At 58.1% G+C, this 18604-nt stretch carries 17 protein-coding genes, 2 tRNA genes and 1 pseudogene; 7 read left to right on the forward strand and 13 right to left on the reverse strand.

The features are described 5' to 3' along the window. Nucleotides 1-385: 385 nt before the first annotated feature. Nucleotides 386-580 (forward strand): hypothetical protein, encoded by a 195-nt coding sequence (locus tag AC07VR_RS01780; protein ID WP_494992586.1) that lies wholly within the window; start codon nt 386-388, stop codon nt 578-580. Here the strand turns inward: AC07VR_RS01780 and AC07VR_RS01785 are convergent, their stop codons facing one another. Continuing rightward, the gene (locus AC07VR_RS01785; protein WP_494992587.1) at nt 581-1000 is read right to left on the reverse strand and encodes a quorum-sensing-regulated virulence factor family protein; all 420 of its coding nucleotides are present in this window, start codon (nt 998-1000) and stop codon (nt 581-583) included. Nucleotides 1001-1191: 191 nt separating this feature from the next. Between AC07VR_RS01785 and AC07VR_RS01790 the strand changes: the two genes are divergently transcribed. Continuing rightward, the gene (locus tag AC07VR_RS01790) at nt 1192-1902 is read left to right on the forward strand and encodes a tRNA-uridine aminocarboxypropyltransferase (protein ID WP_495010322.1); all 711 of its coding nucleotides are present in this window, start codon (nt 1192-1194) and stop codon (nt 1900-1902) included. A gap of 3 nt (nt 1903-1905) precedes the next feature. Here the strand turns inward: AC07VR_RS01790 and AC07VR_RS01795 are convergent, their stop codons facing one another. Then, complete coding sequence (locus AC07VR_RS01795) at nt 1906-2799, reverse strand: DMT family transporter (protein ID WP_495010323.1); 894 nt, start codon at nt 2797-2799, stop codon at nt 1906-1908. Nucleotides 2800-3037: 238 nt separating this feature from the next. On the opposite strand from AC07VR_RS01795, the gene erdR reads away from it, so the two are divergent. Together erdR and AC07VR_RS01805 are read left to right on the forward strand one after the other, a co-directional pair. Then, complete coding sequence (gene erdR, locus AC07VR_RS01800; RefSeq protein WP_494992590.1) at nt 3038-3688, forward strand: response regulator transcription factor ErdR; 651 nt, start codon at nt 3038-3040, stop codon at nt 3686-3688. A 73-nt stretch (nt 3689-3761) separates the two neighbouring features. Further along, complete coding sequence (locus tag AC07VR_RS01805; RefSeq protein WP_494992591.1) at nt 3762-4124, forward strand: diacylglycerol kinase; 363 nt, start codon at nt 3762-3764, stop codon at nt 4122-4124. 7 nt (nt 4125-4131) lie between these two features. Here AC07VR_RS01805 and AC07VR_RS01810 read toward each other — a convergent pair whose 3' ends face one another. After that, nucleotides 4132-5058, reverse strand: coding sequence for a LysR family transcriptional regulator (locus tag AC07VR_RS01810; protein ID WP_494992592.1), 927 nt, complete (start codon nt 5056-5058; stop codon nt 4132-4134). 148 nt (nt 5059-5206) lie between these two features. Between AC07VR_RS01810 and fpr the strand changes: the two genes are divergently transcribed. Continuing rightward, nucleotides 5207-5986 (forward strand): ferredoxin-NADP reductase, encoded by a 780-nt coding sequence (gene fpr / locus AC07VR_RS01815; protein ID WP_494992593.1) that lies wholly within the window; start codon nt 5207-5209, stop codon nt 5984-5986. A gap of 113 nt (nt 5987-6099) precedes the next feature. On the opposite strand, the gene tsaA is transcribed toward fpr, so the two are convergent. The 6 genes and pseudogenes from tsaA to rimO all read right to left on the reverse strand — a co-directional run bounded on the left by tsaA (nt 6100) and on the right by rimO (nt 10295). Then, complete coding sequence (tsaA, locus tag AC07VR_RS01820) at nt 6100-6795, reverse strand: tRNA (N6-threonylcarbamoyladenosine(37)-N6)-methyltransferase TrmO (RefSeq protein WP_495010374.1); 696 nt, start codon at nt 6793-6795, stop codon at nt 6100-6102. Nucleotides 6796-6891: 96 nt separating this feature from the next. Beyond that, nucleotides 6892-6980 (reverse strand): annotated as a pseudogene (locus AC07VR_RS01825) (3-oxoacyl-ACP reductase); the annotation flags it as partial. Between the two features lie 69 nt (nt 6981-7049). Then, nucleotides 7050-7511: a YehS family protein gene (locus AC07VR_RS01830; protein ID WP_494992594.1), complete on the reverse strand. Its 462-nt coding sequence runs from the start codon at nt 7509-7511 to the stop codon at nt 7050-7052. A 67-nt stretch (nt 7512-7578) separates the two neighbouring features. Continuing rightward, complete coding sequence (locus tag AC07VR_RS01835) at nt 7579-8289, reverse strand: rRNA pseudouridine synthase (protein ID WP_494992595.1); 711 nt, start codon at nt 8287-8289, stop codon at nt 7579-7581. Between the two features lie 82 nt (nt 8290-8371). Beyond that, nucleotides 8372-8845, reverse strand: a complete 474-nt coding sequence (locus AC07VR_RS01840) for a GNAT family N-acetyltransferase (RefSeq protein ID WP_494992596.1) — start codon at nt 8843-8845, stop codon at nt 8372-8374. Nucleotides 8846-8960: 115 nt separating this feature from the next. Continuing rightward, a complete protein-coding gene (rimO, locus tag AC07VR_RS01845) occupies nt 8961-10295 on the reverse strand; it encodes a 30S ribosomal protein S12 methylthiotransferase RimO (protein WP_494992597.1) in 1335 nt (444 codons plus the stop codon). Between the two features lie 350 nt (nt 10296-10645). On the opposite strand from rimO, the gene AC07VR_RS01850 reads away from it, so the two are divergent. Next, the gene (locus AC07VR_RS01850; RefSeq protein WP_495010375.1) at nt 10646-12487 is read left to right on the forward strand and encodes a potassium transporter Kup; all 1842 of its coding nucleotides are present in this window, start codon (nt 10646-10648) and stop codon (nt 12485-12487) included. A gap of 61 nt (nt 12488-12548) precedes the next feature. Here the strand turns inward: AC07VR_RS01850 and AC07VR_RS01855 are convergent, their stop codons facing one another. The 4 genes from AC07VR_RS01855 to AC07VR_RS01870 all read right to left on the reverse strand — a co-directional run bounded on the left by AC07VR_RS01855 (nt 12549) and on the right by AC07VR_RS01870 (nt 17160). Next, nucleotides 12549-13844, reverse strand: coding sequence for a virulence factor family protein (locus tag AC07VR_RS01855; RefSeq protein WP_495010324.1), 1296 nt, complete (start codon nt 13842-13844; stop codon nt 12549-12551). Further along, on the reverse strand, nt 13844-16486 hold the full coding sequence (gene mprF / locus AC07VR_RS01860; protein ID WP_495010325.1) for a bifunctional lysylphosphatidylglycerol flippase/synthetase MprF: 2643 nt from the start codon (nt 16484-16486) through the stop codon (nt 13844-13846). Before mprF ends, AC07VR_RS01855 begins: the two co-directional genes overlap by 1 nt. 280 nt (nt 16487-16766) lie before the next feature. Beyond that, nucleotides 16767-16843: transfer RNA gene (locus AC07VR_RS01865), tRNA-Met, on the reverse strand. A 240-nt stretch (nt 16844-17083) separates the two neighbouring features. Continuing rightward, nucleotides 17084-17160 (reverse strand) — tRNA-Met (locus AC07VR_RS01870). Nucleotides 17161-17461: 301 nt separating this feature from the next. Here AC07VR_RS01870 and dinB point away from each other — a divergent pair. After that, on the forward strand, nt 17462-18523 hold the full coding sequence (gene dinB, locus AC07VR_RS01875) for a DNA polymerase IV (RefSeq protein ID WP_495010326.1): 1062 nt from the start codon (nt 17462-17464) through the stop codon (nt 18521-18523). Nucleotides 18524-18604: the final 81 nt, after the last annotated feature.

Below are 18604 nucleotides of genomic sequence, written 5' to 3' on the forward strand. Positions count from 1 at the left end.
CTGAAACATTGACTGTGGCGATCGAGTCATCCATACGGGCTCTGTTTTTTCCTTGGATGAAAGAAACATTCGCACTGCAAGACGCTGTTGGGCAACCCCCTTTTCTGCCCCAAAAAAGTTAACCGGCACACTCTGAATCTAGACCCTCCAGGCGGTTTTTGCTGGCTTGATCATGTGCCCGGAAAGTCTTGGCTGGCAACAGCTTACTGCTGATTCGCAACGGGGTTTCACCGCTCGTCAGAACCTGTGCAGGGCTGTGTCAGCTCTGATTTACTAAGTTACAGCCGCAGTAAGACATCTTTGCGTCAAGGTGGGACGCAAGGCATAGGGCTGAGGGTTTGATCGCGCAATTATTGGCGAATCGGCGGATGCAAGGAGGCTTGAAATGACCAGTGTGGTTCTGGAAATCGATACGCAGCTGTATCGGTTGTTGCAATCGGCGGCTGCGGCCAATCATCTGAGTTTTGAGGAAGAGTGTCGGCGACGTCTGGAGGGTTCTGAGCGGCGTTCGCGGTATTTGCAGGTGTTGGTGGCAGAGCTGCGCGCCGATGATCAGCAGCGACGCGCAGCAGAGCAGTGATTACTTCTTCTTTTTCTGCTGTAGGCAGTCAGACTCTTTGAAGCGTTCAGAGGCTACCGGGCGATTGGTTTTATATTCAGTAAATTCGTAGCGCATGATCGCCCCCTTAGCCATCAACTTGCGATAGCTCTCGTTACGGCAGACGGTAGCGCCTAACTGGAAATACACCGCTTGTGGGTTCGCGCGCATTTTTTCTGCATGGCTTGACTGCACGCTGAGGTGGTTGATCAGCTCTTTACCTTCAACGGTGTAGCCTTGATCGAGAATGTCCTCGTTGATCGCCCGTGGGGTGCCAGCACTGCTTTGCGTGGCAACCTGTTCCAGCATCTTGCTCAGTTCGTAGTCTTGTTTGGACGCAGCCTGGGCAGTGAAGGGCAGCGCCAGCAGAAGGGCAACGGTGGGAACGATAAGGCGCAGCATGAAACTCTCCTGGTTCAGTGACTGGTGCTTCGACCCGCCACGGGACTGTGCGTTCAATGGCGGCGAATTATAGGGGGAGCAGGGGTGGACGGTACAGGCTTGCGCAGGTTGCTCTGGTAAACTGCGACGACTTTATTGGCCAACCGAGTTCTTTTCGTGTCGATTCTTTCCTCTTGCCACCTTCAGCTACCATGAGCCACGCCGTTTCCCGCTTGCGTGCCCAACGCCTGGCCCGTGCGGTCAAACCTTTTGTCGCACGTGGTTCGCGGGCGGAACGTTGCCCGGGTTGCCGAGTGATCCCCAGCCACTGCATGTGTGTGTGGCGGCCGCAGGTTTCGGCCAAATCGGCGATGTGCCTGGTAATGCATGATGTCGAACCGCTGAAACCGAGCAATACCGGCTGGCTGATTGCCGATGTCATTGCTGACACCAGTGCGTTCCCGTGGTCGCGTACGGAAGTCGAACCGGGGTTGTTGGCGCTGATTGCTGACCCGCAGTGGCAACCCTACATTGTATTTCCAGGCGAGTTTGTCGCGCCGGAGCGTGTGGTGACCGAGGTCAAGCTGGAGCAGGGCAAGCGTGCGCTGTTCATTCTGCTGGACGCCACCTGGAGCGAAGCGCGCAAAATGTTCCGCAAGAGTCCTTACCTGGAACACTTGCCGGTGCTCAGCCTGGAGCCCGAGCAGCTCTCACGCTATAAATTGCGGCGCTCCAAGCGCGACGATCACTTCTGCACCGCAGAAGTTGCTGCCTTATGCCTGGAGCTGGCCGAGGATCAACCGGCCAGTGAAGTACTGGACGCTTATCTGGATGTGTTCAGTACGCATTATCTGGCGGCGAAATATCAACAGGTGATCGACCCGAACGATGAAACCCACACACGTCTGAAACCTTTTCTCTAGCGATCATGCAATCACCAACTCCGGCCTTTTTGGCCAGAGCTGCGCCACCAGCATCCCGATCAGCATCAACGCACAGCCGAAATAGCCACGCAGTTGCAAAGACTCATCGAGCAGCCAGGCACCGGCAATAGCTGCGAAGACAGCTTCCAGTGAGAAGATGATTGCTGCGTGCGAGGCGATTGCATCCTTTTGTGCAATCACCTGCAGTGTGTAGCCAATGCCCACTGCAACGATGCCGCCATACAGAATGGCCGGACCGGCGGCGATAATTGCGTTCCACTGCAAGGTCTCAAAGCACAACGCCAGGACCAGGCTGACCAATGAGCACGTGGCAAATTGCAGGAAGGCCAGGCGAATCGGGTCATGACGGCTGGCGAAAACCCCGACCAACACCACATGCCCACCCCAGACAATGGCTCCGGTGAGCTGTAGCCAGTCCCCTGGGGCGACCTGAAAGTTCTCGCCTACGCTGAGCAGAAACATCCCGACTACCGCCAATATTGCGCCGAACCAGGTGCCCAGCCCCGTCTTGTGGCCAATGATCAGGCCCAATAGTGGCACTACAATGACATAGAGGCCGGTGATGAAGCCGGCATTGGTCACGCTGGTGAATAACAAGCCAACTTGCTGGAGGTTGATTCCGAGAGCCAGTGCCAGGCCCATCAGCCCCCCGCCCATTAGCAGGCCGCGGGTAAGCAAGGGCTCTGGTTTGGTGTGATGGTGATTGCCACGCAGCACCAGCGGTAGCAGGCAGAGCGAGCCAAGGGCAAAGCGCAGGCCGGAATAAAGGTAAGGACCGATATGATCCATCCCTGAGGTTTGTGCGACAAATCCCGATCCCCAGATCATGGCGGTTACAAGCATCAGGATATCGGCACGCAAGGCTTGGCTTCGCATGATGGCACTCTTATTAGTTAGTCGATGACTTTGCCGCAAAGCATCCAGCTTGACCACCCCGCCTTCGCTGGGCATGCTTGGCGCCGATTAAGGCGCGACTGAAGTTTTGAACGCTGGTTTGCTGGACTCCTGGCGTTGAACGCGCCTTGCGGGTACAGCATTTTTGGCTGTCGCCTTGTGTTGCGTTGGCGAGGACTGAATTCATCAGGCCTCCCGTAAAAACAGGATCATTTGAAAAATGGCCACATACGAAATCCTGATTGCCGATGATCACCCGTTGTTTCGCAGCGCGCTGCATCAGGCGGTGACGCTGGGCCTTGGCCCCGAGGTTCGTCTGGTCGAGGTTGCGAGCATTGCGGAACTGGAAACCCGTCTGACCGAAAAGGCTGACTGGGACCTGGTGTTGCTGGATCTGAACATGCCGGGTGCTTACGGTTTTTCCGGGCTGGTGTTGTTGCGCGGCCAATATCCGCAGATCCCGGTGGTGATGGTTTCGGCACAGGAAGAGGCATCGATTATGGTGCGCTCCCGTGAGTTTGGTGCGAGCGGTTTCATCCCCAAATCCAGTTCACTGGAAGTCATTCAGCAAGCGGTGCGTAGCGTTTTGGACGGCGATGTCTGGTGGCCGCCGCAGGCTTTCGAAGCGGTAAGCGTCTCGGACGAGGCCAAAGCCGCCAGAGATGGACTGGCCAGTCTGACTCCCCAGCAGTTTCGCGTACTGACCATGGTTTGTGAGGGGTTGCTGAACAAGCAGATTGCCTACGAACTGGGCGTTTCGGAAGCGACGATCAAAGCCCACGTGACGGCGATTTTCCGCAAACTGGGGGTGCGCACCCGGACTCAGGCGGCTTTGCTCTTGCAACAACTTGAGTCAATTTCGACCCAGTAACAGCCTGTTTCTTCACGCTTTTTTAACTTTCATTGAACTAGTTTCCCCACTCATTTTTTCAGTTGTCTACTTTATGTCGCCTTTCAAAGGTCAAACGGGTCTTAAACGCATCCTCAATGCCGCCGGCTACTCTTTCGACGGCTTGCGTGCTGCCTTCAGGGGAGAAGCGGCTTTTCGTCAATTGGTGTTGCTCAACGTCATCCTGATTCCGTTAAGCCTTCTGTTCAACGTCAGTCGGGTAGAGCGGGCAATGCTGATCGCCGTGTGTCTGCTGGCATTGATTGTCGAGCTACTCAATTCGGCAGTGGAAGCGGCGATCGACCGGATTTCCCTTGATCTGCACCCCTTGTCGAAAAATGCCAAGGACATGGGTAGCGCCGCCCAACTCATCGCCCTGAGCATGATCGCCGTGGTGTGGGCCGTGATTCTGATTTAACGGCCGCTCAAGCGATCGTCGGCAGGACTATTTCGTCACTGCGCTGTACCCCGGCGGTGAAGGCGCGGCACAGTTCGAGAAACTCGCGCATGGCCGAGGTCTGGTACTTCTGTTTGTGCCAGATGAAATAGAACTGCCGCGCCAGGTCCAGATCCGGCGTTTCTACGGCCACCAGGCTGCCGCGGCGGAACGCATCGCGCAGCGCCAGTCGTGATATGCAGCCAATTCCCAGTCCCGATTCCACTGCGCGTTTGATCGCCTCAGTGTGTTCGAGTTCGAGGCGGATGTTCAGCGCGCTGCGGTGATGACGCATGGCCTGGTCGAAGGTCAGCCTTGTTCCAGAGCCTTGTTCGCGCAGAATCCAGGCCTCGTGCGTCAGTTCTTCCATGCTCGCCTGGCCGCGCTTGGCCAAGGGATGCTGGGGGGCGCAAAACACTACCAGCTCATCTTCGACCCAGCTTTGCACCTCAATATCCGGGTGGCTGCAATCGCCTTCGATCAGACCCAGATCAATTTCGTAATGGGCAACCTGTTGCACGATATTCGCAGTATTTTGTACATGGAGTTTCACCTGGCTTTCGGGATGCCGCTGCATAAAGCTGCCGATCAGCAAGGTCGCCAGGTAATTGCCGATGGTCAGCGTGGCGCCAACCGCCAGTGAGCCGAAGCTGGACTTGCCATTGAGCAGATCCTCGATCTCCTTGGCCTGATCCAGCAGGGCTACGGCCTGTGGCAGCAGTTGCCGGCCCAGGGCATTGAGGCTCAGGCGCTTGCCGGCGCGATCGAAAAGCTGGCAGCTGGATTGGCGCTCAAGCTCGGTGATTGAGGTGCTGGCGGCCGATTGGGAAAGCGCCAGTAAGCCCGCAGCACGGGACACGCTTTCCTGCTGGGCAACGGCGACGAATACTTGAAGTTGACGGAGAGTAAATCGCATATCTATATAACCGATAACCCTTATCTTAATAATCCATTTAACAGATATTGTCGCCGCCATTAGAATGCTATGCAATTGCGCTCAGCAGCTCATTTTTTGCAGAGCAGGCGCAGAGCATGCGCAGATAAATTCCCAGGAGTCCCCGTACATGAGCAACATGAACCACGAGCGTGTCCTCAGTGTTCATCACTGGAATGACACTCTGTTCAGCTTCAAGTGCACCCGCGATCCGGGCCTGCGCTTCGAGAACGGTCAGTTCGTGATGATCGGCCTGCAACAGCCCAACGGCCGCCCGCTTATGCGCGCTTACTCGATTGCAAGCCCTAACTGGGAAGAGCATCTCGAGTTCTTCAGCATCAAGGTTCCGGATGGTCCGCTGACTTCCCAGCTGCAGCACTTGAAGGAAGGCGACGAGATCATCATCAGCAAAAAACCGACTGGCACCCTGGTGCTGGACGATTTGAAGCCTGGTAAGCATTTGTACCTGCTCAGCACCGGTACCGGTCTGGCGCCGTTCATGAGCGTCATCCAGGATCCGGAAACCTACGAGCGTTTCGAAAAAGTGATCCTGTGCCACGGCGTGCGTTACGTCAACGAAGTCGCTTACCGCGAGTTCATCACCGAGCACCTGCCGCAGAACGAGTTCTTTGGCGAAGCGCTGCGTGACAAGTTGATCTACTACCCAACCGTGACCCGCGAGCCGTTCGAGAACGAAGGTCGTCTGACCGATCTGATGCGCAGCGGCAAGCTGTTCAGCGATATCGGTCTGCCGCCGATCAATGCGCAGGACGACCGCGCCATGCTGTGCGGCAGCCCGAGCATGCTCGACGAAACCAGCGAAGTGCTCAACAGCTTCGGTTTGAAGGTTTCTCCGCGTATGCGTGAGCCGGGTGACTACCTGATCGAGCGCGCGTTCGTCGAGAAGTAAGCCTTTAGCTCTTGTGACGCAGAGCGTCACCGGAGGCATTCCCACGCAGAGCGTGGGAACGATCAGCCCGGGTTGCCTGAGAAGGCAGCGCGGGCTTTTTGGTTTCTGGCGATTTATTCGGCGGGGATGACTTCCAGTACTCGGATCAGGCCGGGCTCGGGGTAATGCCAGCGCACGTCCAGATCCCAAAACTGCGCGCCGTATTCGCGTTCCGCTGCAGGAATCTGGTAAGCCGGGCGTGGGTCTTGGGCCAGGCACTGCTCGACCAGCTCAACTAAAGGCTCTTGCAGGCGCTGAGCGTGCTCGTGAGCCTGTTGCAAGGCGGAGTCCGTCCACTGCACCGGGATAAGGTCCGGCGCGGCGCTGGCGATGCTATTGGACGCCGTGTTGACGATGTCCGCATAAGGCACGTAAGGCTTGATATCGAGAATAGGGGTGCCGTCCAGCAAATCGATGCCGGAGATCCACAGGCGATTGGCCTCGACTTTGTCCAGCCTGACCACCGACTGGCCGATGCCGTTCGGGCGATGGGTGGCGCGGGTGGCGAATACACCCATGGATTTATTGCCACCCAGGCGGGGCGGGCGGACCTTGAGCCGTGGTTTGTCTTCCAGGGCTTGATGGAACAGGAACAGCAGCCAGACATGACTGACCTGCTCAAGCCCTTGCACGGCATCGCCCTGATCAAACGGCGCCACCAGTTCCAGAACTCCGCGAGCGGCAGGAGCCAGTTGCGGTTGGCGCGGAATGGCGAATTTCTCCTTGAAGCAGGAGCGCACGAAACCGATGGGGGAAACGCTGTAGGTCATGGTCTGGATCGAGGCGGGGGTGAGGGTGGGCATCATAACCCGAGCGACCTCTGGATCGGTGGTGACTGACAGAGCGCTATGGCCCCGCCGCCAATCTCAGAGACTGAACTCACCATCGAGTGGATGATGTTCCCGGTCATGTAAGCCCCGGCGGTGCTCGCCAGGCTGATGGCCAGTGGAGCCATTATTGTGCAGCGCAATGAGCAGTCATAAGGTTTCAGGTGGCTCAGAGTCGCCACCTGAAACCAGGGCAATCAGCCGCGAACGCGCAGGGTCAGGCCTTTCAGGAAGTTGCGTAGCAGTTGATCACCGCAGGTGCGGTAGTTGGTGTGGCCGAATTTGCGGAACAACGCACTCAACTCGGGTTTGGACACCGGGAACTCGGCGGCCTTGAGGATCGCGTGCATGTCGTCTTCCTTCAGTTCGAAGGCCACCCGCAGTTTCTTCAGGATGATGTTGTTGGTCACCGGCAGCTCGATTGGCTGCAGAGGACGGCTTTCGTCCTTTCCACGCTTGAAGATCACCAGGCCGTCGAGGAAATGCGCCATGACCTCGTCCGGGCAGAATACGTAGCCTTCTTCCTCGTCTTTCTTGAGGTAGGTTACGAGGTCTTCTTTACTGACTTCGAAACCGGTGAGCTTGATGATCTCGACGACCTTGTTGTCGCTGATGTCGAGCATGTAGCGCACGCTGCGCAGTACGTCGTTATGAATCATGTGTGCAGTCCTGATCATTCAGCTGTGGGCGCCGCAGGGAGCTGCGACGCCAAAGTGTGTGGCAGCCTTAGAACTTCTCTTTGGCCGACAGGTAGCGCCATTGGCCCATCGGTACTTTGCCGATGGAAACCCCGCCGATGCGGATGCGGCGGATGGCAACGACCTTGAGGCCGACGGCCTGGCAGAGCAGAGCGATGACACCCGGCTGGGGGTTTTTCATCGCGAAGCGCAGGCGGTTTTCGTTTTGCCAGCTGGCTTTGACCGCCGGCAGTTCCTTGCCCTTGTAGCTCAGGCCGTGGTTCAGGCGGTTGAGCCCGTGGGCGACCATCTCGCCCTCGACCTCGACCACATACTCTTGCTCGATCTTGCCGGCATCGGCCGTGAGTTTGCGCAGGATCTTCCAGTCCTGGGTGAATACCAGCAGCCCGCTGGCGTTGGCTTGCAGGTCGGGGCTGGCGGTCAGGCGCAGGAAATGCCCCTTGAGTGGGCGTTTGCTGAAGCGGTGTTCTTCACTCAGGGTTTCAGGGCCGATCAATTGCATGGCGCTTTCTGCATCCATACCCGCCGGCGCGTGCAGCAGGATGGTCACCGGCTCCGGTGCAGTGGCCTTGGCTTCGGGGTCGAGCTCGACTTTTTGCGTGTCGACCTTGAACTGCGGCTCATCGATGACTTCGCCGTCCACCGTTACCCAGCCGCCCTCGATGAACAGCTCAGCCTCCCGACGGGAACAGCCGACGAGTTCGATCAGGCGTTTGGAGAGACGAATCGGGTCAGTCATGACAGGGGCCGTAACAAAAGAGGGCGCCCATTGTACCTGCCTGGCGCCGGTTAATCGCGGGTCCATTTAAAGCGTGTGTTTTTTAGCCGCGCCGGGCCCGCTGATTTGCCTGTTTGAGGCGCATATGCAGTAGCGGATAGGGCTGGCCCATGCCGTCGTGATCCGAGCGTCCTATGACTTCGAAGCCCTGTTTGAAATAAAAGCCCAAGGCTTGGGGGTTTTGTTCGTTGACGTCCAGTTCATCGGCGTTGAGGTGTTCCAGGGCATAGCGCAGCAGTTGTTTGCCCAGGCCCTCGCCACGGTGTTCGGGGGCGATAAAGAGCATTTCGATCTTGCCCGCCGCGACACCGGCGAACCCGGTGATGTTCTGGCGTCGGTCGCGGGTGCAGATCAGCATGACGGCATCCAGATAGCGGGTGAGCACCAGGTTTTTCAGCAGGTCGATGTAACTGTCCGGCAAAAAGTCATGAGTAGCACGCACCGATGCCTCCCAGACCCGGGTCAGTTCTTCGTAGTCGCTGTGTTTCGGTGTGTGGATGACCGAATGATGGCGCATGCCCGCCTGCCCCTTGTGCTGTGTGTGAGGTGAAATCCTTTTGCTGAACAAAACGATAGACGTAAAAAAGCCCCGCATCCCGTGAAGAGAGCAGGGCTTTTCGTATTTTTTGCGTTTAGATCTGTTCAGCCCACAGGTCGTATTCGTCGGCATCGGTCACTTTGCACCAGACCTTGTCGCCTGGCTTGAGGTTGCTGCCGTTGTCGATGAACACGTTGCCGTCGATTTCCGGGGCATCGAAGAAGCAACGGCCGACCGCGCCTTGCTCGTCGACTTCATCGACCAGTACTTCGATTTCACGGCCGACGCGCATTTGCAGGCGCGCCGAGCTGATGGCCTGCTGGTGCGCCATGAAGCGCTCCCAACGGTCTTGTTTGACGTCATCCGGTACCACGTCCAGATTCAGGTCGTTGGCCGGTGCGCCTTCAACTGGCGAGTACTGGAAGCAGCCGACGCGATCGAGCTGGGCTTCGGTCAGCCAGTCGAGCAGGTACTGGAAGTCTTCTTCGGTTTCGCCGGGGAAACCGACGATGAAGGTCGAACGGATGATCAGGTCCGGGCAGATCACGCGCCAGTTCTTGATGCGTGCCAGGGTCTTGTCTTCGAAGGCCGGGCGTTTCATCGCCTTCAGCACTTTCGGGCTGGCGTGCTGGAACGGGATGTCCAGGTACGGCAGGATTTTTCCGGCGGCCATCAGCGGGATCAGCTCATCGACGTGCGGGTACGGGTAAACATAGTGCAGGCGAACCCAGACGCCGAGGCTGCTTAGCGCTTCGCACAGTTCAGTCATGCGGGTTTTCACCGGTGCGCCGTTCCAGAAGCCGGTGCGATATTTGACGTCGACACCGTAGGCGCTGGTGTCCTGAGAAATCACCAGCAGCTCTTTGACGCCGGATTTGACCAGGCGCTGGGCTTCGTCGAGCACATCACCGACCGGACGGCTGACCAGTTTGCCGCGCATCGAGGGAATGATGCAGAAGCTGCAGCTGTGGTTGCAGCCTTCGGATATCTTCAGGTAGGCGTAGTGACGCGGAGTCAGCTTGATGCCTTGCGGCGGTACCAGGTCGATCAGCGGGTTATGATCCTGACGCGGCGGCACGACGTCGTGTACAGCGTTGACCACTTGCTCGTATTGCTGCGGACCGGTCACCGCAAGCACGCTTGGGTGAACGTTGCGGATATTGCCTTCTTCTACGCCCATGCAACCGGTAACGATGACTTTGCCGTTTTCCTTGATGGCTTCACCAATGACTTCCAGGGACTCGGCCTTGGCCGAGTCGATGAAGCCGCAGGTATTGACCACCACGACATCGGCGTCCTGATACGTGGACACGACGTCATAGCCTTCCATGCGCAGTTGGGTAAGGATGCGCTCGGAGTCGACCAGTGCTTTCGGGCAACCCAGGGATACGAAGCCAACTTTGGGGTTGGCTGGCGTTGTGGTGGACATGTCTAACCTCGGTGTTTTGTGACGCCTCCAGCCGTGAGCGGCAAGGCGACGGACGGGCGCTTGGCGCGCCTCTGATCAAAAAGTGCGCAATTCTAGCGATGGGCAGCGCACTTGACCAGCTTTATGCAGGGAAATGCGACGACTGCTGCGCTATGCTTCGCCGCGTCGCGCGATAGAGAGTTTTTACGGTCGACAAATCGACTGTAACGATAAGAAAAACAGCGCATGCTGCACGGCAAAGCATAGTGCTTCTTTCAAAGAAGTCCGGGTCTGAGTAGTAGGAGTGGTTGATGGGTCAGGCAAGTAGTCAGGCGGTGGGCTCTGAGCATTCCGGGGCGAGGCCCTTGGGAATGTTGGTGGCGGCGGTCGGGGTAGTTTACGGCGATATCGGCACCAGCCCCTTGTACACCCTCAAAGAGGTGTTTTCCGGCGGTTATGGGGTTACGGTCAGCCATGACGGAGTATTGGGGATTCTGGCGCTGATTTTCTGGTCGCTGATCTGGGTGGTCTCGATCAAATACGTGCTGTTCATTCTGCGGGCTGACAACCAGGGCGAGGGTGGGATTATGGCCCTTACTGCGCTGGCCCGGAGCGCGGCTGCGCCCTATCCGCGGCTGCGGATGGTGCTGGTGATTCTCGGCCTGATCGGCGCCTCGCTGTTCTACGGCGACAGCATGATCACCCCGGCGATCTCGGTATTGTCAGCAGTCGAAGGTCTGGAGCTGGCATTCGATGGGCTCGAACGCTGGGTCGTGCCGCTGTCACTGATCATATTGGTCGGATTGTTCCTGATCCAGAAGCACGGCACGGACCGAATCGGCAAGCTGTTCGGGCCGGTGATGGTGTTGTGGTTCGTCCTGTTGGGTGTGCTGGGCGTTCATGGCATCGTCCAGCATCCCGAAGTGCTCCATGCGCTCAATCCGGCGTGGGGCGTGCGCTTCTTCAGCGTTCATCCGGGCGTGGGCCTGGCGATTCTGGGAGCGGTGGTACTGGCACTGACCGGTGCTGAAGCCTTGTATGCGGACATGGGCCACTTCGGTCGCAAGCCGATCGCTCGTGCCTGGTTCGCCCTCGTGCTGCCGGCGCTGGTGCTGAACTACTTCGGCCAGGGCGCATTGCTGCTGGAAAACCCGGAAGCGGCGCGGAACCCGTTCTACCTGCTGGCACCGGGTTGGGCGCTGATTCCGTTGGTGATCCTGTCGACCCTGGCCACGGTGATTGCTTCCCAGGCGGTTATCTCCGGCGCGTTCTCCCTGACCCTTCAGGCGATCCAGCTGGGTTACATACCGCGCATGCACATCCAGTACACCTCCAGCGCTGAAAAAGGCCAGATCTATATCGGTGCGGTGAACTGGGCGCTGATGGTCGGGGTGATCCTGCTGGTGCTCGGCTTCGGGTCTTCCAGTGCGCTGGCTTCGGCCTACGGCGTGGCAGTGACCGGGACCATGTTGATCACCAGTATTCTGGTTGCGGCGGTGATGCTGTTGCTGTGGAAATGGCCGCCGATCTTGACGGTACCGATCCTGATCGGCTTCCTGCTGGTGGACGGGCTGTTCTTCGCCGCCAACGTGCCGAAAATCATTCAGGGCGGTGCCTTTCCGGTATTGGCGGGGATTGTGCTGTTCATCCTGATGACCACCTGGAAGCGCGGCAAGCAGTTGCTGGTGGATCGTCTGGACGAAGGTGGCCTGCCGTTGCCGATATTTATCAGCAGTATCAGTGTGCAGCCGCCCCATCGCGTGCAAGGTACGGCGGTTTTCCTCACGGCCCGGGCGGATGCGGTACCTCATGCCTTATTGCACAACCTGTTGCATAACCAGGTGCTGCATGAGCAGGTAGTGTTGCTGACTGTGCAGAACGAGGACACTCCGCGAGTTCCTGCGCAACGGCGTTTCGAGGTGGAGTCTTATGGTCAGGGGTTCTTCCGGGTGATCCTGCACTTCGGCTTTATCGACGAACCGGATGTGCCAGAAGCCCTGAAGCTGTGCCATCTCGATGAGCTGGACTTCAGCCCGATGCGCACCACCTACTTCCTCAGCCGTGAGACGGTCATCGCTTCCAAGCTCGAAGGCATGGCCCGTTGGCGTGAAGGGTTGTTCGCTTTCATGCTGAAGAACGCCAACGGTAACCTGCGGTTCTTCAAGTTGCCGGTGAACCGGGTGATCGAACTGGGTACTCAGGTCGAAATGTAAGCCCCACAAAAAAAGCCCCCGTTGCCTTGCGGCAGCGGGGGCTTTTTTGTGGGCGATCAGATCACTCTTCAGCGACCTTGGTCTTGCCCTGACGCTTCTCGATCGCATCGACCAGGCGTTGAGCCAGGGCCGGGTAGTTTTCGTCGAAGTGGTGGCCACCAGGCAGTTTCATAGCTTCACCCACTGCGGTCTTCTCAGTGCAACCGCTTTCGTCGACTTCTTCTGCGCCATAGATGCATACCACTTTGTCTGCTGGCAGCTTGGCCATTTCCGGGCCGGTGGCGGCTTCTTTGCCGGCGTTGCCCAACCAGCCTTCGACCTGGATTTCGAAGCTGCCGGTGCGGGCGAAGGCCAGCAGGATAATAACGTCAACCCTTTGCTGCTCGGCTTCTGGCAGACGGTTGTAAATGGCCGGCAATACGTCGGCGCCGAAGGAGTAACCGGTCAGTACGAAGCGTTTGGTGCCCCATTTCTGGCGATAGTGCTGCATCAGTTCGGCGAGGTCAGTGGCGCTTTGCTCCGGGCTCTTGTGCTGCCAGTAGTAGCGCAGGGTGTCGATGCCGACCACCGGGTAGCCAATCTTGGCCATTTCGCCGGCCACATCACGGTCCAGGTCGCGCCAGCCGCCGTCACCCGACAGGAACAGGGTCACCGTGTCTTTTGCCTGGCCGGCGGGTACTTCGACCACCGGGATATTCAGCCCGCCATTGCCCTTGTCTGAACCGACGAGGATCTTGCGTAACTCATTGTTCAGGACTTGCGGCAAGTGGATATCGTAGTCGCTGATACTGGTTTCGGCGTTGGGTTGATCGCGGACAAAGCCTGCGCTTGTGTCGTCAGGGTTGTCGTTCCAGGCCACCAGCCAGTGACCGTGAGCTGCGGTTTTGGGCAGCAGATGGGTGCAGCCGGGCTTTTCCAGTGCCAGGTCCACGGACACGGCCTGGGCCTTGTCATTGGTTTGCTCGGACAGCCAGCGCCAGGCCAGAATTGCTCCAGGGCCGATACCGCTGACCAGGGTGGCTGGACCGTTGAGTTGTTTCATGGCCGACTGCAGTGCGCTGCCCTGCAACGTGCAGTCGGCAGGCAGGATGACTTGAACAATCTGCGCAGCACCGCCACGGCCCAGGGTCAGCAGTTGTGCATCGCTGAGCTTTTGTTCATCGGTCACTGCCACGACCACTTGCGCGCGCGCAGTGGTACCAGGAACGACGCGAGTCATTGTCGAGCCATCGGCTTGTGCCAGGTGTTCAAGTGTCGGCTCTGGCGCTGGGCGGTTCCAGAACCAATAGCCGCCACCGAGGAGCAGGGCAAGCGCCACCAGAGTGGCCAGTAAATACCGCCAGGAGCGTTGAATCATCAGCGTTTCACCAATCCAGTCAAGCCGCCCGCAATCAGGGCGGCGGTATCGGCCAGCGCCACCAGCGGATCGAGTCCGGCGGGCACGGCCATGTAACGGGGTTCCCAGTCAGGCTGGAACTTGTCTTTGAAGCGACGCAAACCCTGGAAGTTGTAGAGTTGCTCGCCACGGCTGAACACCATCGAGCCGAGGCGCTGAGTCAGTGGTGCGCCACGACGGGGTTGAAGCCCCGACAATGGGACCATGCCCAGGCTGAAACGTGCATATCCATGACTTTTATAATGTTGAATCAGGCCGACCATCATGAACTCCATGGTCAGTTTGGGCGCATCTGGATGGGCGCGCATCAGGTCGAGGCTGGCCAGTTCATGGCCGTAAGTCTCAAGCAGGTTGGAAAACGCTACCGGGCGCCCTTCGAAACGGATAATCGCAACGCGAAAATGCTTGATGTAATCATCACTGAAACGGCCAAGGGAAAACCCTTTCTCGCGTACGTTCTTGCCGGTCAGCCAGGCATCGGAGATGACTTTCAATTCATCCATGGGGGCTTGACCCGGCTCGTGGATTTCCAGCGACAGGCCGTCCCGTGTGCCACGGTTCCAAGTGTAACGCAGGTCCTTCATCTCTTTGCCCTTGGCTTCGAGATCAAAGCGCTGCAGATCGACCCGGGCTTCCTCACCGAGTTTGATTGCCGACAGACCGATGTCCATGTAATACGGCAGGTTTTCGGCGCGCACCTGATAGAACACCGGGCGGGCGTGATGGACGTCGCAAAGGTCGCGGAATTGCCAGATCATCTCGGCCCGTTGCTGGGTCGGGCCAATCGGGTCGTACAACGCTACCAGGCTGCGACCGCGACGGGCGTACATCAGGAATGCGTCGTTGTTGGGATGAAAGAGCAACGCCTTGTCACCGGTCAAGGCCAGGCCGCCGTCCGGTTGGGCTGAGGACATAAGGATTTTTACCGCCTTGTCGAGCTCTTCGGCGGTCGGTAGATGGATCACCGGGCGTGCAGTGCGTAGCAGCCAGGTCAGCGACACTACCACCAGCAGCACCGCGGCGCCGAGTAACGAGCGCAAGCCGCGCGGAGCATCGGCGTCAAGGGTGAACTGCCACCAGAGCTGATGACTGTAGGGCACGTCCTGATAGGCAAACAGTAACAGCCAGGTCGATGCGCCAAGTACGCAGAGGCTGGCGACCAGATAAAGTGGTGAAAACGGTAACTCGGTCAGGCGGCTCGGGCGATAAAACGAACGCCTGAACACGCCGAGCAGGCAGGCGATCAGTGTCAGAAGACAAGCTTCTTCCCAGTCGAAGCCTTTGAGCAGTGAAAGCAGAGCACCGACCAGCAACATCACCATGGTCAGCATCCATGCTGCGGACAGGCGGCGTCGCAGCCCCTGTGCCAGGAGCAGGCACAGTACGCCGATCAGGCTGGCACCGAAATGTGAGGCATCGATCAAACGGTCCGGGACCAGGAAGTCGATGGCTTCGAGACGGGTATCGATTTCCGGTGTAGCACCGGAAAACAGCAGAACCATACCGGACAGGAACACCAGTACCGCGAGGATTGGCGCAGCAAGGCCCGAGGCTACCCGCAGCGATTGGCGAGACTGGAACAGCCGTTGTGCTTCGCTGATCAGCAATAACAGGCAGGCCACCAGCAGTGGCAGAACCACGTAGATCAGGCGATACAGCAGCAGGGCTGCCGCCAGTGGCGCGGCACCGAGCTTGTCGGCGAAGGCTGCCAGCAAAATGGCTTCAAACACCCCGACGCCGCCGGGCACATGGCTGAGTACACCGGCAGCCAGCGCCAACAGGTAGATCAGTACGAAGGCGCCGAAGGGTGGCGCTTCAGGTAGCAATAGATAGAGCACGGTGGCGGCAGCGGCCACATCCAGCGCCGTGATCACCAGCTGCAGGAGGGTCAGGCGGCGGCTTGGCAGGCGCAGGGTGCGGCGCCCGACACGGACCAGCAAGTTGTCCGGGGATGGTTGTTCCGGTAGACGGCGACGGTAGATGCCGATCGCCAGCACCGCCCCGAGAAACAGCACTGTGAGGGCAATCCCGGCCAGCAGGGATTCGGACAGGTGCAGCGCAGCAGCGGCTGCTGGCAGGTTGCTGAGCGTCGCCAGGGCTGCCAGTGGTGGTAGGGCGCAACCCAGTGAAAGGCTGGCGAATAGCGTCATGTGGGCGACGTCAGAGGCCCCCAGGCCAAAGCGTGCATACAAACGGTAACGCACCGAACCGCCGGAGAGCAGCGAAAGGCCAATGGCATTGCCAATGGCGAACGCGGTGAATCCCCCCAGGGCCAGCGTGCGCGGCGGCAATTTCACGCCGGCATAACGGCTGGCTGACCACTCATAGCCCAGCAAAATGATGAAGCCAGCAATGGTCGCCCCTAATGCACCGAGCAAGGCCGGCTTCGGCACTTCCAGGATTGAGTCGTGCAGGGCATACAGATCGAGTTCGCTCAGCAGGTGGCGACAGGCAATCAGCGCGATCGAGAATAGCAGCAGAGTGACTGCCAGGCCGATGGGTTGACGGTATTTGCTCAACAGCTCCAGCCAGCGCAGGCGAGTGGCTGTAATCGGTTGGGTCGCTGTGACGGTGTCTTGTGGATCAGACGAGTTGGCGCGCATCAATCACCTCTTGGATTGTGCGCGACAGGATGGGGGTATCCAGCCAAGTTACCAATCCCTATGAAAAAAATAATTTCAAATATTAACGCGTCTCATCGTAACTGGACGACTGCGCGCAACCAGCAGTAGAGAGTATTGCCTGCGACTCAGCATAGCCTGCGCCGAGATGATTCCGATTGACCGTCGACAGCGCGGCACACATTGCCAGATCATTGTTGCGAAAGGGCATTTTCGACAGATACAAAAAAGGCCACTCTTTCGAGCAGCCTTTTTTGATGTTTGGTTGCGGGAGCCGGATTTGAACCGACGACCTTCGGGTTATGAGCCCGACGAGCTACCAGACTGCTCCATCCCGCGTCTGTGTGGCGGCATTCTACAGGCGATCGCTTGAGTGTCAACCGTTAATAGTCTATTGGGTCAAATAAGCGCAAATAAGTGGTGAACGGTCCGTTGGGTGGGGTAAGTGCCAGAAGCGCAAAGGGTTTTCCTTTTGCACTGTTTTCAGCCGCTGACGGGAGAGGTGCTGCCAGAGGATGGGGTTGTAAAAATCGACGCGCACAAAAAAGGCCACTCTTTCGAGTAGCCTTTTTTGATGTTTGGTTGCGGGAGCCGGATTTGAACCGACGACCTTCGGGTTATGAGCCCGACGAGCTACCAGACTGCTCCATCCCGCGTCTGTGTGTCGGCATTCTACAGCGGATCGCTGGGCTGTCAACCTGTAATTCTAAAAAATCTCTTTTTGTTCAATCGCTTAGCTTGTCAGGAGGGCAGCCTGACAAGCCTTGAGGGCTTGCTGCGTAAGGCTTTCAGCTCTATTGGCATACCTGTTTTGATTGATAAAATAAATCCATTGAGGGTTTTTCCTACGTATACAGGCGAAGATTCAAAGCACTGGTGCTATATACAGGTGTCAGTGAGATACTGCGGATTCGTTTCACCTTTGCCTCTTTTGCTCTCAATGAACACTGCCTATATATGACGCAGCGCAAAATCATCCACATCGACTGTGATTGTTTCTATGCCGCGATCGAGATGCGCGACGACCCGCGTCTGGCCAGCAAGCCACTGGCTGTCGGTGGTTCGGCGGAGCGGCGTGGGGTGATTGCCACTTGTAACTACGAGGCGCGGGCTTATGGGGTGCGTTCGGCAATGTCTTCCCGGCATGCCTTGAAGCTGTGCCCGGATCTGGTGATCGTCAAGCCGCGTATGGATGCATATAAAGAGGCTTCGAAAGAGATTCAGGCGATCTTTCGCGATTACACCGACCTGATCGAGCCCTTATCGCTGGATGAGGCGTATCTCGATGTTTCCGATAGTCCGCACTTTGCCGGCAGCGCCACGCGCATTGCGCAAGATATCCGCCGACGTGTCTCCAACCAGTTGCATATCACCGTCTCGGCCGGTGTGGCGCCGAACAAGTTTCTCGCCAAGATCGCCAGTGACTGGAAAAAGCCCAACGGCTTGTTTGTGATTACCCCGGATCAGGTTGAGGATTTTGTTTCCGCCTTACCGGTCAGCAAGCTGCACGGGGTGGGGAAGGTCACGGCGGACAAGTTGGGAAGGCTCGGCATCGTCAATTGCCTGGAGCTTCGAGACTGGAGCAAGTTGGCGCTGGTGCGCGAATTCGGCAGTTTTGGTGAGCGGCTGTGGGGGCTGGCTCGTGGAATCGATGATCGGCTGGTGCAGAACGATAACCGGCGTCAGTCCGTCAGTGTCGAGAATACCTACGATGTGGACCTGCCCGATCTGGCCAGTTGCCTGGAAAAATTACCAGAGTTATTGGAAACCCTGACCGCCCGCATGGCGAGGATTGACAGCAGTTATCGACCGGGCAAGCCCTTCGTCAAAGTGAAGTTCCATGACTTTACCCAGACCACTCTGGAGCAGGCTGGGGCAGGGCGGGATCTGGAGGGATATCAGCAACTGCTGACCCAGGCCTTCAATCGGGGCGTCAAGCCGGTGCGGTTACTGGGGATTGGCGTGCGTTTGCAGGATCTGCGTGGCGGGCATGAGCAGCTGGAGTTGTTTAGCCGCTAGGCATTTGTAGCAGCTGTCGAGCTTGCGAGGCTGCGTTCGGCGGCGAAGCAGTCGTAAAACCTGCGATAGCGGTTTAACGGA

It is taken from the genome of Pseudomonas sp. GW821-FHT02H09 (assembly GCF_059421425.1).

Coding starts and splice junctions, on each gene's coding strand:
- AC07VR_RS01780 (WP_494992586.1), top strand. CDS start 386: ATGACCAGTGTGGTTCTGGAAATCGATACGCAGCTGTATCGGTTGTTG.
- AC07VR_RS01785 (WP_494992587.1), bottom strand. CDS start 1,000: ATGCTGCGCCTTATCGTTCCCACCGTTGCCCTTCTGCTGGCGCTGCCC.
- AC07VR_RS01790 (WP_495010322.1), top strand. CDS start 1,192: ATGAGCCACGCCGTTTCCCGCTTGCGTGCCCAACGCCTGGCCCGTGCG.
- AC07VR_RS01795 (WP_495010323.1), bottom strand. CDS start 2,799: ATGCGAAGCCAAGCCTTGCGTGCCGATATCCTGATGCTTGTAACCGCC.
- erdR (WP_494992590.1), top strand. CDS start 3,038: ATGGCCACATACGAAATCCTGATTGCCGATGATCACCCGTTGTTTCGC.
- AC07VR_RS01805 (WP_494992591.1), top strand. CDS start 3,762: ATGTCGCCTTTCAAAGGTCAAACGGGTCTTAAACGCATCCTCAATGCC.
- AC07VR_RS01810 (WP_494992592.1), bottom strand. CDS start 5,058: ATGCGATTTACTCTCCGTCAACTTCAAGTATTCGTCGCCGTTGCCCAG.
- fpr (WP_494992593.1), top strand. CDS start 5,207: ATGAGCAACATGAACCACGAGCGTGTCCTCAGTGTTCATCACTGGAAT.
- tsaA (WP_495010374.1), bottom strand. CDS start 6,795: ATGACCTACAGCGTTTCCCCCATCGGTTTCGTGCGCTCCTGCTTCAAG.
- AC07VR_RS01830 (WP_494992594.1), bottom strand. CDS start 7,511: ATGATTCATAACGACGTACTGCGCAGCGTGCGCTACATGCTCGACATC.
- AC07VR_RS01835 (WP_494992595.1), bottom strand. CDS start 8,289: ATGACTGACCCGATTCGTCTCTCCAAACGCCTGATCGAACTCGTCGGC.
- AC07VR_RS01840 (WP_494992596.1), bottom strand. CDS start 8,845: ATGCGCCATCATTCGGTCATCCACACACCGAAACACAGCGACTACGAA.
- rimO (WP_494992597.1), bottom strand. CDS start 10,295: ATGTCCACCACAACGCCAGCCAACCCCAAAGTTGGCTTCGTATCCCTG.
- AC07VR_RS01850 (WP_495010375.1), top strand. CDS start 10,646: ATGTTGGTGGCGGCGGTCGGGGTAGTTTACGGCGATATCGGCACCAGC.
- AC07VR_RS01855 (WP_495010324.1), bottom strand. CDS start 13,844: ATGATTCAACGCTCCTGGCGGTATTTACTGGCCACTCTGGTGGCGCTT.
- mprF (WP_495010325.1), bottom strand. CDS start 16,486: ATGCGCGCCAACTCGTCTGATCCACAAGACACCGTCACAGCGACCCAA.
- dinB (WP_495010326.1), top strand. CDS start 17,462: ATGACGCAGCGCAAAATCATCCACATCGACTGTGATTGTTTCTATGCC.